Annotated in this window: 12 protein-coding genes; 3 read left to right on the top strand and 9 right to left on the bottom strand. The window is 28.1% G+C overall.

Going from position 1 to position 15,644, the window contains the following annotated elements:
- Positions 1-26 precede the first annotated feature (26 nt).
- Positions 27-1,001, bottom strand: a complete 975-nt coding sequence (locus OXH55_RS13550; protein ID WP_268050530.1) for a glycoside hydrolase family 73 protein — start codon at positions 999-1,001, stop codon at positions 27-29.
- Positions 1,002-1,235: 234 nt separating this feature from the next.
- Between OXH55_RS13550 and OXH55_RS13555 the strand changes: the two genes are divergently transcribed.
- Positions 1,236-2,468, top strand: coding sequence for an aminopeptidase (locus tag OXH55_RS13555; protein WP_268050531.1), 1,233 nt, complete (start codon positions 1,236-1,238; stop codon positions 2,466-2,468).
- 154 nt (positions 2,469-2,622) lie between these two features.
- Positions 2,623-3,045: an HNH endonuclease gene (locus tag OXH55_RS13560; RefSeq protein ID WP_268050532.1), complete on the top strand. Its 423-nt coding sequence runs from the start codon at positions 2,623-2,625 to the stop codon at positions 3,043-3,045.
- Between the two features lie 28 nt (positions 3,046-3,073).
- On the opposite strand, the gene OXH55_RS13565 is transcribed toward OXH55_RS13560, so the two are convergent.
- Complete coding sequence (locus tag OXH55_RS13565) at positions 3,074-4,450, bottom strand: aminotransferase-like domain-containing protein (RefSeq protein ID WP_268050533.1); 1,377 nt, start codon at positions 4,448-4,450, stop codon at positions 3,074-3,076.
- 127 nt (positions 4,451-4,577) lie between these two features.
- Between OXH55_RS13565 and OXH55_RS13570 the strand changes: the two genes are divergently transcribed.
- On the top strand, positions 4,578-4,868 hold the full coding sequence (locus OXH55_RS13570; RefSeq protein ID WP_268050535.1) for a YciI family protein: 291 nt from the start codon (positions 4,578-4,580) through the stop codon (positions 4,866-4,868).
- A gap of 96 nt (positions 4,869-4,964) precedes the next feature.
- Here the strand turns inward: OXH55_RS13570 and OXH55_RS13575 are convergent, their stop codons facing one another.
- From OXH55_RS13575 to OXH55_RS13605, 7 genes are all read right to left on the bottom strand, one after another.
- Positions 4,965-6,995: a methyl-accepting chemotaxis protein gene (locus tag OXH55_RS13575; RefSeq protein ID WP_268050536.1), complete on the bottom strand. Its 2,031-nt coding sequence runs from the start codon at positions 6,993-6,995 to the stop codon at positions 4,965-4,967.
- 278 nt (positions 6,996-7,273) lie between these two features.
- Positions 7,274-8,470 carry an ABC transporter permease gene (locus tag OXH55_RS13580; protein WP_268050537.1) on the bottom strand — a complete coding sequence of 399 codons (1,197 nt, stop codon included), beginning with the start codon at positions 8,468-8,470 and terminating at the stop codon, positions 7,274-7,276.
- A 15-nt stretch (positions 8,471-8,485) separates the two neighbouring features.
- Positions 8,486-9,178, bottom strand: coding sequence for an ABC transporter ATP-binding protein (locus OXH55_RS13585; RefSeq protein ID WP_268050848.1), 693 nt, complete (start codon positions 9,176-9,178; stop codon positions 8,486-8,488).
- Between the two features lie 112 nt (positions 9,179-9,290).
- Entirely contained in the window at positions 9,291-10,568 is a 1,278-nt protein-coding gene (locus tag OXH55_RS13590; RefSeq protein WP_268050538.1) for an efflux RND transporter periplasmic adaptor subunit, read from the bottom strand.
- 298 nt (positions 10,569-10,866) lie between these two features.
- On the bottom strand, positions 10,867-12,558 hold the full coding sequence (locus OXH55_RS13595; protein ID WP_268050540.1) for a methyl-accepting chemotaxis protein: 1,692 nt from the start codon (positions 12,556-12,558) through the stop codon (positions 10,867-10,869).
- A 170-nt stretch (positions 12,559-12,728) separates the two neighbouring features.
- The gene (locus OXH55_RS13600; RefSeq protein ID WP_268050541.1) at positions 12,729-14,426 is read right to left on the bottom strand and encodes a glutamine--tRNA ligase/YqeY domain fusion protein; all 1,698 of its coding nucleotides are present in this window, start codon (positions 14,424-14,426) and stop codon (positions 12,729-12,731) included.
- Between the two features lie 275 nt (positions 14,427-14,701).
- The gene (locus OXH55_RS13605) at positions 14,702-15,625 is read right to left on the bottom strand and encodes a tetratricopeptide repeat protein (protein ID WP_268050542.1); all 924 of its coding nucleotides are present in this window, start codon (positions 15,623-15,625) and stop codon (positions 14,702-14,704) included.
- Positions 15,626-15,644 lie beyond the last annotated feature (19 nt).

A 15,644-nucleotide genomic window follows, 5' to 3' on the forward strand; every position in this document is an offset into this window, starting at 1 on the left:
ACATCGTCTATAATATGACTCCATCATTAAATTGCTCTTTTAGAATATTTCATTTGTACCTCATGATCTATTAGCTGAAGATTATTTTGTCTTATCAACTTTATTAATAAATCTGCATAGACTTTTTTCCCTTTTTTATCTTCTTTAGTACTATATCCTGCATTTTCTATAGCTTCCGCTTGTTCTATATAATGAGAAGTGGAAAAAACTCCATGTTCTCTATATCTCTTATTTTTACTGAGAAATTTTGCATAGTCCTTTAAAGATTCGCTTGCATTTTCATATACTCTGAAATCATCAGTTATAACTTTATCGTAATATTCTGTGGTTTTCATAGTTATACACTTGCCCTTCCAACTTCTATCAGCTTTTATTCCAAATAAGTTATTTGCTTTAATAACTAATTCGGACTTCCCCCATCTTGTTTCTAAAATAGCTTGAGCTATAGTTATAGAAGGGAAAATTCCATATTGCTTATATATTTCAATAGCCCCAGGAGAAATTTCATTAATAAATTTTCTCTGTGATGAATTTTCCTTTAAATTTTTCTTAACTAATCCTATATACTTTAAATCTTCTAAGTAAGTATAAACTTTTTCCCTTTCTTCTTTTTCAAAAGATAGTTCATCTAAAACTTCCTCTAAACTTCTTAATCTATATTTACTATCCCTAACTTTATAGTTTGTACTGTTTTTTACAACAAACATATCAGCTAATTCTTTTAAACTTTTACTATTTGTTTTTGAAAAATCATTTTTATAGCTAACACCATCAATAGCGGCTAAATGCTTCCAATTAATCTGTAGCTTGCCCTTACTAGATTCATCTGCAGCATTAATATAAAAACTTATATTTAGTTTTTTTACATTAATATGATTATTTTTAACTTTAAAATAATTTACTATATTTAAACTTAATACTATAATAAACAATAAACTAATTATTTTAAATACGTTTTTTATCATACCTCGTCCTCTTATTTTGGTTCTCTTTCTTTTCATTTTAAGTTTCTCCTATGTCATATTATAATTTAATTATAAGAAATCAGTATAGCACCATCCATTTATTAACCTTACATTTTATTATTCTTTTCTTACATTTTTGTCACATTTACCAAACTTCAAAATTGAAATTTCTATTTTTACAATACCTCCTCCTTATTAAGAATAGAAATTTGACTTATAATCAATTTAGTATAAACTAATAATATGTAAAATAGTTAAAGGAGTGATAAAATGGAGAAGTTTAGTCAGTTTCTTCAAAAATACGCAGAACTTGCAGTTAAAACAGGTGTTAACATTCAAAAAGATCAGACTCTTGTTATAAATTCACCAATTGAATGTGCAGAATTTGTAAGACTTGTAGCAAAGTTTGCTTACAAAGCAGGTGCTAAAAATGTTCACGTTGAATGGAATGATGAAGAATTAGCTCTTATAAAATATATAAATGCACCAGAAGAAGCTTTTAAAGAATTTCCTAAATGGAAGGCAGAAGGATATGAAGAGCTTGCTAAAAACGGAGCAGCATTTCTTTCAATTTCTGCATCAAATCCTGAACTTTTAAAAGATGCAGATCCTAAAAGAATTGCAGCAGCAAATAAAACAAGATCAATTGCACTAAAAAATTATAGAGAATATATAATGAATAGTACAGTTGCTTGGTCCGTAGTTTCAATTCCTACAAAAGGTTGGGCGAAAAAAGTATTCCCTAATATTTCTGAAGAAAAAGCTGTAGAAAAACTTTGGGAAAGCATTTTTAAAATAGTTAGAGTCGATAAAGATAATCCAGTAGAGGCATGGAATGAACACCTAAACACTATAAATGAAAAAGTTGAATTTTTAAATAATAAGAAATTTAAAACACTTCACTTTGTTTCAAATGATACTGATTTAACAATAGAACTACCTAAAAAACACTTATGGGCTGGCGGTGGAGAATACAATACAAAAAAAACTTATTTTGTTGCCAACATGCCAACTGAAGAAGTATTTACTCTACCATTAAAAACAGGAGTAAATGGTAAAGTTAAAAGTACAAAGCCTCTTAACTATGGTGGTAACTTAATAGATAATTTCACCTTAAATTTTAAAGATGGTAAAATTGTTGACTTTTCAGCTGAACAAGGTTATGAAACATTAAAAAAACTAATAGAAACAGATGAAGGCTCACACTACCTTGGAGAAGTTGCTTTAGTACCTGATGACTCACCAATTTCAAATTCAAATATAATTTTTTACAATACATTATTTGATGAAAATGCTTCCTGCCATTTAGCTTTAGGAATGGCTTATCCTACTTGCGTTGAAAGCGGCAGTGATATGACTGAAGAAGAACTTGAAAAAGCTGGTGCTAACAGTTCTTTAACTCATGAAGACTTTATGATAGGTTCTGCTAACCTTGACATAACTGGGGAAACAAAAGATGGAGAAAAGATTCAAATATTTAAAAATGGAAACTGGGCAGTTTAAACGTTCTACTCTAAAAATTTTAAATAAAAATCAGACCACAAATTAAGGTGGTCTGATTTTTATATCTAAATAATATATTAAGCTATAATGGGTTCAAAATTTCACTTGTGTTATAATCACTATAATAATATTAAATTTGAAAGGTAAACTACTTATGAATATAAAAAATTCAGATAAACTTTATATTTACAATCGTGAAAACAGACAATGTTTCTTTTGCGGAAAAACACTCAAATGTCATCAAATTACTCTTGACCACTATATTCCTAAAAGTAAAAAGGGTACCAAAGATGTTTTTAATTTAGTATTATGCTGCAAACAGTGTAATAAACTTAAAAGAAATAAAATTCCCACTAATTACGAAACTACTATTTTAAACCTCTTCTTAAAAGCAGTACAAGATAATCACATTACTGGATGCAGCATTAAACTACCCCAAAAATCACTAAAAGAAGATCTTTTAAAAGTAACCTACATTGACTCTTTAACTGATCACTTTATATTTCAAAGTAATACTAAAAAATTTTATGTTAGAAATAATATGGTATTTAAAATTACTCTTGTTTCTCAAAACTAACCTTACTATTTTTGCAAATATGCCTTTCTTAAAGATCAAATATATTTTTAAATATGAGTTTCTTGTGACTTTTAATTTTTGATATTTCATCTAAAATAATTGGAATTCCATACTTTATATTATCTACATTAGCTCTGCTTATGCTTATTTTTAAAATTTTATCATTCAAATAATCTTTCAAGTGATTTTTTTTCATATCTGAAACATATATATTTCTTTCCTTAATGCTACTAATAATATGAGCGCTATTTACATTATTTGTAAATTCAATACAAGCAAAAAAACCCGTATCAGGTATATGCCACTTAATATATGGTATATTAGATGACAATGAACTTCTTTTTAGAGCCTCCATTCTCTGTGAATAAATATTTCTAATCTTTTTTCCATGTGCCTTAAACATTCCACTTTTTATATAAATTTCTAAAGCTCCTTGTGAAAGTACTGGTGTACTCAAATCTGACCATTTTTTATACTCAGTAAATGTATTTATCAAAATTTTAGGTAATACTACAGCAGCAACTCTAAGACCTGGAAGCAATATTTTTGAAAAACTTTTTACATATATAACCCTTGAGGACACATCATGATAATATATGGGATATGAATTATTCTTAATATTTAAATCTCCAATATAATCATCCTCAATTATATATACATCATACTTTTCAGCTAGCTTTAAAATACGTTTTTTATCCTCATTAGAATAGCTTGTTCCTAATGGATTGTGAAACCTCGGAATAGTATAAAAACACTTTATGTTTCCATTTGCAAATTTTCTTTCCAATTCGTCAAAATCTAAGCCTTGAAAATTTCTCTCAATTCCTATAACAGAAATATTATTAAGTTCAAGTGATTTCAAAGCGCCATTATACGTAGGCTGCTCAACAAGTACATTATTCTTACCATTTGGGAAAGGCATTGCACATAAAATATTAATTGCCTGCTGTGAACCCGTTGTTATAAAAATATTATCAGTATTACAAAACACCTGATACTCTTGAAAATGTTTTGTTAATACCTTTATTAAATTTGAAAGTCCCTTAGAATCTGAATAATTAAAAAGACTTTGTTTGTATATATCTATTGCTTGATTTAAACAATGCTGAAATTCCTGATATGGTAAAACACTTTCATCAGGAGCTACTGAAGAAAAATTAATTATATTTGTGTTTAAATCTTCACATGCTGTATTGTTCTTTTCAACTAAGTAATATCCACTTTGAGGTATAGAATAAACTATATGATTTTTTTGTAATTCACTATAAGCCCTTACTACTGTTACTTTGCTGCACTGAAATTTCTCTGATAATTCTCTTATAGTTGGCATCTTCTGTCCGAATTTTATATTACTATTTGAAATTTCATTCTCAATATACTTTACAATTTCATTATATTTAGTCATTACTGCCACCTCTTTATACTTGTACTGGTACAATATTCTTTTTTAGTTATTGCTATAAGAACAATTATGTTCTACACTCAAATTGTACCATATAGTACAAATAATAAAATACAAGGGGGAAGTAATTATGTTTATCTTACTTTTAAAATATGTTAAACCACTTGAAGAGGTTGATAAAGAATTAAATTCACATGTAGATTATTTGGAAAAATACTATTCATTACAAAAGTTTATTTGTTCTGGAAGACGTAATCCAAGAATAGGAGGCGTAATCCTATGTAATGCAAAGGATTTAAAAGAGGTTGAAGATATAATTAAAGAAGACCCATTTTACCAAAAAAAAATTGCTGAATATGAAATAATTGAATTTCTGCCTACAAAATATACTGATGAGTTTAAATGCTTTATAAATGAATAATATAACTAAAAACAAAATGGGTTGATAGATAAGATTACTTATATCTTATCTATCAACCCATTAAATATTTTAAATTCTCTTTTAACAAAGCTAAACTTATATTTTAAATTTATTAATCTGATCCATCATTTCTTTGGTCATTTCGCTTAAAGATTGTGCAGTTAATGCTACTTCTTCAGTAGAAGAATTCATTTCTTCAGAAGATGCTGAAACTTCTTCTGAGGAAGCGGAAACTTCTTCTGCAATAGATGAAACTGCCTCTATCTTTTCTAAAATAACATTCTTTTTATTCTCTATGTTTACAGCTGATGTATTAGTTCCTTCTATTTTAGGATTTATTTCATCAACTGCTTTTGTTATTTCTCCAAAAGATTTTATTGCAGTATCAATATCATTTTTCTGACTTACTAATTCATTTTTCACAGTATCAGTATTTTCAATCATAATATCTGTATTCTTTGATATTTTACTAATTAATTCGGCTATATTTTGTGATGAATCTTTACTCTGTTCTGAAAGCTTTCTAATTTCTTCAGCTACAACTGAAAATCCTTTTCCTGCTTCTCCTGCTCGTGCAGCTTCAATAGCTGCATTTAATGCAAGCAAATTAGTCTGTTCTGCTATACTATTTATAAGATCAGTTATTTCATATATTCTATTTACATTTTCTCCAACATTCCCAATCTGAGAAGTTAGCTCATTGAAGGTACTAGTAACTCTTTCTACAGAATTTATAACATTATTCATGTCATCGTTGCTTCCATCCGCCATATTTTGAATTTCTTTAGTATTACAAGCTATCTGTTCTATAGATTTTACCATTTCTTCTAACTCTAAACCAAAATCATTTAATATAGTTGTACTGTTAACCAACTCTTCAGCCTGAGTACCTGCACCTTGAGCTACTTCTTGTATAGCTGTTGAAACATTTTCTGATGATGCTGACATTTCTTGTGCTACGGAAGATAAATTCATAGATTGTTCATCTATACTACTAGAACTATCTTTTATAGTTTTTATCATGCCCACAATAGAACCTTGCATCGTATCTACAGCCTTTGCCATCTCACCAATCTCATCCTGTCTTTGCATGTATTTTTTTGGAGGATGTAGAGTAAAATCACCTTTTGCTATCAGTTTTAAATGTTTTACTGAAGCCTTAATACTTTTTGAAATAGAAGCAGAAATAACAAACACTAAAATCATACCTCCAACTACAAATACTAAGCTACTTATTAATGCATATATTCCCATACCACTAAGTTCTGATAAAACTTCATCCTTTTCTACTGCTATAGCAATAGACCAACCAGTGCTTTCTATTGGAGCATAGGCTACAAATTTATGTTGGTTATTATATACATATTCCCCAACTCCTGATTCTCCTTGTACCATTTTCTTCTCTATTTCTACTAATCCTTTAAGTGAAGGATCCTTCTTTATATTTTCAAAACTATTATCCATATTAATTACTAAATCTTTATTTCTATGAGCAATGATTGTACCATCATTTTTTATCATAAATGCTTGCCCTGTTGTTCCAAATTTAATTTCTTTAATAAATTCACTTAAAACATTTCCATCTGTCAAAGCAGTTAATACACCAATAACTTCATTATTATTTTTAATAGGAACTGCATAAGCCACAATTATGCTGTTATCTATTTGGCTAACTATAGGATCTGACACACTTATATTACCTTCAATTGCCCTTTTAAAATATTCTCGGTCCTTAATATTAGTTGTTTTTCCATTTGTAAATTTCTCATTTCCATTTATATCTGCAATTCCCATAGCAATATGACCACTTCTTTTAACTTCATTATCTAAACGTAACATTTTTTCAGTAATTGGAACGTTTTTATCTTTTATTTTATCATTATCAGCTATAGCTTCTAAAGCATTAAGCTGTCCAATAATATCACCTTCCACTGAATCTCTAGCCTGAACAGCTACTTGCGGTAAAATTAAATTAACAGTATTGACTAATGCTTTTTTTGCATTCATATAAGATATAACTGCTTGCCCAATACACACAGCAATTAATAACAAGCCAAAACTGATCATCATTGTTGTTTTTATACTTTTGGCTTTAATACCTTTACTCGTCAGCTTAATTTTTTTCACTTCCTCTCCCCCTAACAAAAATTATACAAATTTTTTAATCAATTTAAAATATTTATTATATATTCAATTTATGCTAATTATATCAAATTATTTCATGTTTTTAAACATTTCAGCATATTTTTACATATTTTATTTTTTCTTAATAACATTTTACATTAAAACCATCCAGTTATTAATGGAAATTTAGTAAAATGTTTATTTGATTCTTAAAATTATTAATAATGTATAAAAAAATAGAAATTATAGCTCTTCAGACTACAATTTCTACTTTTTTATATTTATTCATACCTTAATGCATCAATAGGATTCAAATTTGCAGCTTTTTTTGCTGGATAAATTCCAAAAAATATTCCTATTGCAGAAGAAAACATGATTACACCTATAACAACTATTGGAGAGATTACTGGAATTATATCCATTATCATTCCTATTATTTGTGAAGCTAATACACCAAATATTATACCTATAATACCTCCAATTAAGGATATTATTATAGCCTCAGTTAAAAATTGAATAAGTATAGTTTTAGTTGTCGCTCCTAAAGCTTTTCTTATTCCTATTTCTCTTGTTCTTTCAGTAACAGATACAAGCATTATGTTCATAACTCCTATACCACCAACAAAAATAGATATAGCTGCAACTGACACAATAAAGCCTGTAAAAATATCTAAAATACTATTAATTTGGGAAAGTTTATCAATCATATTATTAGCTTGATAAATCTCTTTGCCTTTATTATGATGTCTGCTCTCTAAAATGTTCAAAACATCATTTCCAACCTCTTCCACTTCTTCTTTTGAAATAGCTGTTAAAGTCAAAGAAGGTATTTTATTTGCTTTAGGATAAAGTTTTTGAAAAAAGCTTATAGGGATATTTATAGAAATGGTATTGCTATTTCTAAGTCTTACAATAGATTCTCTCACCCCTACTATAGTTACTTTTTTACTGGATTCCACAGATCCTATTTTAATAGTTTTTCCTACCACATCCGAATTACCAAATAATTGTTTAGCTGAATTTTCATCTAAAACCGCTACAGCTTTTCCCTTTAAAACCTCATTTTCATTAAAAAATCTTCCGTACAACATAACATAATTATTAATTTCATCGAATTCTTCATTACTTCCAGTCATATAAGCTGTTTTTCTTTTTGTTTCTGAAGATGCTATCCCCCTCTGTAATATCGAAGGACTTATGTGCTTTACTCTATTAACCTTAGTTTTTACAGCTTGTACATCTTTAAGATTTATATAGTCACTTATTTCAGCATTAGCCCTATCTACATCTATATCTACATTATTGGCTCCCATTTTTTCGAACTCACTAATAACACTAGTTTGTCCTCCTTTTCCGAGGGAGATAACTGCTATTACCGAGCTTATGCCTATAATTATTCCAAGCATGGTAAGGAAGGAACGCATTTTATTTGCTTTTATACTCTCTAATGCCATTTTAAAATTTTCTAAAAAATTCATCAGTCCTCTCCTTCACTAAAGTCTAATCCTATTTTGTACTTCTTTGTCTTCTATTATTTCTCCATCTTTAAATCTAATAATTCTTTTTGTATATTGTGCCACTTCATTCTCATGAGTAACCATAATAATAGTAGCCCCTTCATCATTTAACTTCTGAAATATTCTCATAATTTCAAAAGTAGATTTTGTATCTAAATTACCAGTAGGCTCATCTGCCATTATAATTGTAGGTTCATTAACTATAGCTCTTGCTATAGCAACCCTTTGCTTTTGACCTCCTGATATTTCATTAGCCTTATGATGTAGTCTATCACCAAGTCCTACTTTTTCTAAAGCTTTTATGGCTTTTTCCCTTCTTACTTTTGAGGAAAATCCAGCATAAATTAATGGAAGTTCCACATTTTCAAGTATAGTCATTCTTGGCAAAAGATTAAATGCTTGAAATACAAAACCAATTTCTTTATTTCTCACAAAAGCCAGTTCATTATCTGTAAGCTCAGAAACATTTTTGCCGTTTAATATATATTCTCCCTCATTCATACGATCAAGACAGCCCAATATATTCATAAAAGTAGATTTACCTGAACCAGACGCTCCCATTATAGAGGTAAATTCTCCTTTATTAGCTTTGAAATCTATCCCATTAAGAGCTTTAAAGTTAATAGAACCATTTGTATAGGTTTTAATTATGTTTTTTACTTCTATTATATTTGTAATATCCATATTTACTTTCCTCCATATTACCTATAAAATGATAATTTTCATAATTGTTTTAAATAGTTTTTATATTATTTTAAGTTCAATACTATATTGATAATAACTATTTAAAAAAGAACAATCTTTTTGTTTTAATACTATTTATATCAGATGAAACATTTACTAAAGTTTCATTTTTAATTTTATCTGTTGGATTAAGTATGACTTGTTCTCCTACTGCCGCACCTTTAATTATTTCAGCTTCATTATCTGATTCGATACCTAATTGAATTTCTTTTCCAATAACCTTATTGTCTTTTATAACATAAATAAAATTTTTCCCCCTTTTATCTGTTTTAATACATTCTGTAGGTACCTTTATTACATTTTGCGCTTCAGCCAATAAAATCTCTGTATCAACATCAAAATCTATTTTTAAATCGGGATTTTTATCTATTATACTTACCTCTACTGTAAGAGTTGTATCACCACTAGTTGGATCTTTTGATTTTTCAGCTGCTGGAGCAATATAAGTAACTTTACCTTTATATTGTTTTTTTGAACTTTTAATGATAGCTGTTTGATTTAGTTTTACATTGTTAGCATCATATTTACCTACAGAAAGCACTACTTTTAAATTTTCAGTATTTTGAACAACTGCAACTGGCTGAGTCATATTTTCCACAGATCCTTCTACAGCATTTAATGTTGTAACAACTCCATCATTTGTTGCAACAATCTTATCTATACTTTTAGAAAGATTTTCTTTTGCAACTTTTAAATTTAATTTAGCTAAATTCACTGCATTATCTGCTTGTTTTAATTTTTCATTTGAAATAGGTTGTACAGCATTTTTTTGCTGAACTAAAATAGTTTTTTGTTGTTCCAAAGTAGATTTTTGCCACTCAAATCCTTGAACCTGTATAGAAGCTGAAGGTAGAATACTATTTTTCAAAGTTTCAATTTGATTGTTTATATCTTCTATTTTCTTCTCTATATCTTCTATTTGATTGTTTTTGTCCTTTAATTTGTTATTAATTTCAGCATTTTGGTTCTCCAAATCCCGTTTTTGAAGTATAGAATTATTATATTGAAGTTCAGCTTGTTTTACTAAAGTATTTAAATTTTCTACTGCATAAGTAATTAAAATATCACCTTTTTTAACTTTATCTCCAACCTTTATATTTACTTTGCTAACCTTTGCTTGAGGACCATAATATTTTTTCATATCCTGAGATTTAATTACACCTGTTGTAGATAAATATGCCTTTAAATTTCCTTGTGAAATCCTAGTAGCCTGTACAGATAAATATTTACTTTTACTTATATTTAATATTCCTATTGTTCCTGCAATAATAACAGCTACAACAATTGACACAATTCCTTTCTTTTTTATCTTCATTTTTGTACCTCCACTTGTCATCTTCAAATCGTTTTTATTAATAAATTTAGTATACAAGTTAAATTTATACTTTCAATGAATTAATTTTTAAACTTTCACTTAATACCCATAAATATAGTATCATAGTTAGTATAGCTTTTCCAATCTCTTACTATCTATCTTCAGAAGATTATCCATATTCTTTTTGCTTTTTACTTTTTATAAACTTATATTCTAAAAAATAAAAGCATATAGTGCAGTGTTATTGAACCACACTATACGCACTATATGCCCTTTGAATATACTAATTGATCGAATACTATAATATAAATTTATTTATCTCGTCCTGTAAACTATTGGATAATCCCTGTAAATCTCCAGCATGACGTGATAAAGCTTCCATATTTGTCAGCTGTTCTTGTGATATTGAATTCATTTCCTCAGTACTAGCAGAAGTTTCTTCAGCTAATGCAGAGATATTTTGAATTATATCTACAATACTATTTTTCTTATCCTCCATATTTTCACTATAAGCCATAACCTCACCAATTTTATTTTTCAAATCTTCTAATGTATTTGATATTTTGTTAAATATATCTTCTGTTCTATTTACAGCTTTAGTATTTTCATCAACTATCTCCATACTATTTTTCATAACCGTAACAGCTGTACTCGATCTTTCTTGAATATTACTTATCTTTTCTCTTATTTCCTCAGTAGATACAGCAGTTTGCTCTGCAAGTTTTCTTATTTCGTCAGCTACCACTGCAAATCCTTTTCCAGCTTCTCCCGCTCTTGCAGATTCAATAGAAGCATTTAAAGCAAGAAGCTTAGTTTGATCAGCAATTTGATTTATAGTATCAACTATACTTGTAATTTCTGATGAACTTTTATCCATATCAACAACTATACTTTCTACTTCATTTGAAGTTTCTATATTTTTTTCTGTCCAATAAGATAAATCTTTAATAATCTCCAAGCCATTATTACTTAAATTATTTGTTTTTACTGTTTGGTCTGCTATTGCCTTGGTACTTATCAATACATTGTCTATCTCTAAGGCTAATTCATTTACTTGCTCTGATCCTCTTTGTGTATCAACAGCTTCCACTTCTGTTCCTTTTGCAATTTCTGAAATAGATGCTGCCATTTCATTGGTAGCTCCTAAAGTTTGATCTGATATTTTTGCTAAATCATCTGATGCACCATTAACAACATCAGATGACTCTTTTATTGATACAATTATACTTTTTAAAGTATTACGCATATTTATTATAGCAGTAGCCATTCTTCCTAGTTCGTCATTTCTATTAAGCAATTTATCAATCTCTTCATCTTGCTTAAGTTTTAACTGACTTGTCTTATGTATAAGATTCACTAACTTATCTACAGGCTTTAGTACTCTGCCATATATAATAATAAGAAGTCCCCCTATTAAAATAAAGCTAACAATTGCTACTATTACTTGAATCATTACTAAACCATTTGTAACCTCTTTAATTCCACTCTCTGGTATACCAATATCTAAAGCTCCGTACAGTTGTCCATTTTTATGTATTGGAACCATAATATCATAGGTCTGAATTTTTTGAACATCTGCATAAAATCTTGAAGTTTTTACATTTCCATTTTTAGCTCCATCTGCTGTATACTCATCATTTTCATATCTTTTTCCTATTTTAGGTCTATCACTATGTGCTACAGCTGCAACATTAGTGTCAATAATAACTGCATAAGCTATATTATCTTGTTTAGCTTTCTTCTCTACAAATTTTTGTAAATTATCAATTTCATTTCCCTTTAAGTTAAAAACATATTCAGCCTGAGCTGCTATTTCATGAGCTTGTTCAACACCTTTTTGTGTGATAACATCAATCATATTGTTTTTAATCAATATAGTAGTAATAATTATACTGGTAAATACCATTACTCCAAATAATAAAATTGAAATAAATGCAAGCTTATTTTTCAATGATCTTTTTTTGCTTTCCTTCGAAAGCTTATTCCTCATTTTAAAGTCCTCCTCCGCTTGAAATTAAGAAATTTTTCTTTTTATTTATATGAAATATTTCATATTTTGTCTACTATATTCGACATTTTTAACTTTATTCCTCTTTATATTTTGAAAAATAAAAAAATTAAAGCATCACATAGAAAATGTGATGCTTATCATTTATAATTTTATTTTTTCTTTTTCCATGAACTTTTCATTGAAACTATTCTGTTGAATACACATTTATCTTCAGTTGCATTCTTAGTATCTACACAGAAATATCCATGTCTTAAGAATTGGAATTTATCTCCTGGTTTTGCTTCAGAAAGAGATGGCTCTAACTTACAGTTAGTTAAAACTTCAAGAGAATTTAGATTTTGTTTCATTTCTCCTTCATTCTCTTCATCTTCTATCATTATATAATCATATAATCTAACTTCAGTATCAATTGCATGTTCTGCACTTACCCAGTGAAGTGTACCTTTAACTTTTCTTCCTGTAAATCCACTTCCACTCTTAGTTTCTGGATCATACGTACAATGTAATTCAACTACTTCCCCATTTTCATCTTTTATAACTTCATTACATTTTACAAAATAAGCATTTTTTAATCTTACTTCGTTTCCAGGAAATAATCTAAAGTATTTCTTAGGTGGATTTTCCATAAAATCTTCTTTTTCAATATATATAACTCTTGAGAATGGAACTTTTCTTGAACCCATTTCTGGATTTTCTTGATTGTTATCTACATCTAAGTATTCAACTTCACCTTCTGGGTAGTTTGTAATAACAACTTTTAATGGATTTAATACTCCCATAACACGAGATGCTTTTAATTTCAAATCATCTCTTAAACAGTGTTCAAGTAATGCTATATCAACTATAGACTCAGATTTAGCAACACCTATTCTTTCACAGAAATCTTTAATAGCTTCTGGAGTATATCCTCTTCTTCTTAATCCTGAAATAGTTGGCATACGAGGATCATCCCAACCATCAACTATTTCTTCATCAACAAATGCTTTAAGTTTACGCTTACTTGTTATCATATTTGTAATATTTAATCTTGCAAACTCAATTTGTCTTGGTGGATTTTCTATTTCACACTCTTTTAAAACCCAATCATAAAGTGGTCTGTGTGCTTCAAATTCTAACGTACAAAGAGAATGTGTAATTCCCTCAATAGCATCTTCAAGCGGATGTGCATAATCATACATAGGATAAATACACCATTTATCTCCTGTATTATGATGGGTAGCATGGAAAATTCTATATATAACTGGATCTCTCATATTAAGATTTGGTGATGCCATATCTATTTTTGCTCTTAATACACGTGAACCATCTTCAAATTCTCCCTTTTTCATTCTTTCAAATAAATCAAGATTTTCTTCTACTGAACGGTCACGATATGGACTATTTTTACCTGGTTCAGTTAATGTACCACGATATCCTCTAATTTCATCTGGAGTTAAATCATCTACATATGCTTTACCCTTTTTAATCAATTTAATAGCATATTCATAGAACTTCTCAAAGTAATCTGATGCATAGAATAATCTATCTTCCCAATCAAATCCAAGCCATTTAACATCTTCTTTTATAGAATTTACATATTCCTCATCTTCCTTGGTAGGATTGGTGTCATCAAATCTTAAATTACATAAACCATTATATTTTTCAGCCGTACCAAAATCTATGCATATAGCTTTTGCATGGCCTATATGTAAATACCCATTTGGTTCTGGTGGAAAACGAGTGTGAATTTTATTATCAGGATTAGCTTCTACGTATTCATCTATAATATTATGTATAAAGTTAGATGTTACATTTGACTCTTCTGATATATTTTTATTCATTTCAGTTTTTTCATTATTATTTTTCATGTCTTACTTTTCCTCCAATCTGAAAATTTATATAAAGCCTAATTGCATAAAAACAATATATTCTTATATTATGGTATCATAAATATATGTTATTTCAAGCAATTTTATAATTTATATGTATTTATAATAATAAACTTAATTATAATACTTTATACTCAAAAACTGCAATAGTTTTTGTCAAATCCTTCATATTTATATCAATTTATCTTGATTTTCATAAAATAACCCTACTATATAATATCAAATACACTTTAAATAAACAACTGATACTATTCTCAATCACTATTAAATATGCTCTCATATTCCTTAAATTTTTTTATTGGTTCTAATTCCTCATCTTTTTTTATATAATCAATAAAATTAGGATATAATTCAACTGCTCTAATAAGATCATCTATTGCTTCTGCTAATAAATTTTCATGAACATAAAAACAAGCTCTATTATAATACAAAAACTCTGTTTCTGAATTATAATAGATGCCTTCACTTATGACATCAATGGCTTTCTTATAATCTAACTGTTCTTTATAAAAAACAGCTAGATTCAAAAAACTGGATGGATAATATGGATTTTCTTCAATTGATTTTTTATAGTAGTATACAGTCTCATCCTTATATCCTGATTTTTTTAGAATTACCCCCATATTATACAAATTCATATAATGATTAGGATTAATTTCTAAACTTCTTTTCATCATTTTTAAAGCTAAATCATTTTGATTTAGTTCTTCATAAATTGAACCTAAATTCATGTAAGCCCAACAATCTTCGGGTTTAAACTCAATTACTTTCTTATAATACATAATTGCTTTATCTTTTTTACCAATTTGATCATAAACATTAGCCAGATAAAAATATGCTCTATCATAATTCGGATTAATATGAATTGCTTTTTTGTAGTAATGTATAGCTTTTAAATACTCCTTTTGATTATCATGTAAAACAGCTAGACCATAATAAGCTCTACAATCTCTAGGATTTATTGCTAAAATTTCTTGATACTTCTCTTCTGCTAATGTATAATGTCCTAGTTCATCATAAAGTAGTGCAATATCTAACAACAACTCCATATCTGTACTGCCGTTTTTACAGTTATATGCTTTCTTATAAAATTTCAGTGCTTTTAATAAGTGTTTTTCTTCTTTGAATTTTTTTGCCATATTTTTATAATTATTAATCATATATTGATTACTGCTCATTTTATGTTACCTTTCTAGA

Origin of the sequence: Clostridium ganghwense, assembly GCF_026735165.1 — a bacterium.
Taxonomy (GTDB): domain Bacteria; phylum Bacillota; class Clostridia; order Clostridiales; family Clostridiaceae; genus Clostridium_H; species Clostridium_H ganghwense.

Coding starts and splice junctions, on each gene's coding strand:
- OXH55_RS13570 (WP_268050535.1), top strand. CDS start 4,578: ATGTTTATCTTACTTTTAAAATATGTTAAACCACTTGAAGAGGTTGAT.
- OXH55_RS13600 (WP_268050541.1), bottom strand. CDS start 14,426: ATGAAAAATAATAATGAAAAAACTGAAATGAATAAAAATATATCAGAA.
- OXH55_RS13605 (WP_268050542.1), bottom strand. CDS start 15,625: ATGAGCAGTAATCAATATATGATTAATAATTATAAAAATATGGCAAAA.
- OXH55_RS13555 (WP_268050531.1), top strand. CDS start 1,236: ATGGAGAAGTTTAGTCAGTTTCTTCAAAAATACGCAGAACTTGCAGTT.
- OXH55_RS13565 (WP_268050533.1), bottom strand. CDS start 4,450: ATGACTAAATATAATGAAATTGTAAAGTATATTGAGAATGAAATTTCA.
- OXH55_RS13580 (WP_268050537.1), bottom strand. CDS start 8,470: ATGAATTTTTTAGAAAATTTTAAAATGGCATTAGAGAGTATAAAAGCA.
- OXH55_RS13590 (WP_268050538.1), bottom strand. CDS start 10,568: ATGAAGATAAAAAAGAAAGGAATTGTGTCAATTGTTGTAGCTGTTATT.
- OXH55_RS13560 (WP_268050532.1), top strand. CDS start 2,623: ATGAATATAAAAAATTCAGATAAACTTTATATTTACAATCGTGAAAAC.
- OXH55_RS13595 (WP_268050540.1), bottom strand. CDS start 12,558: ATGAGGAATAAGCTTTCGAAGGAAAGCAAAAAAAGATCATTGAAAAAT.
- OXH55_RS13550 (WP_268050530.1), bottom strand. CDS start 1,001: ATGAAAAGAAAGAGAACCAAAATAAGAGGACGAGGTATGATAAAAAAC.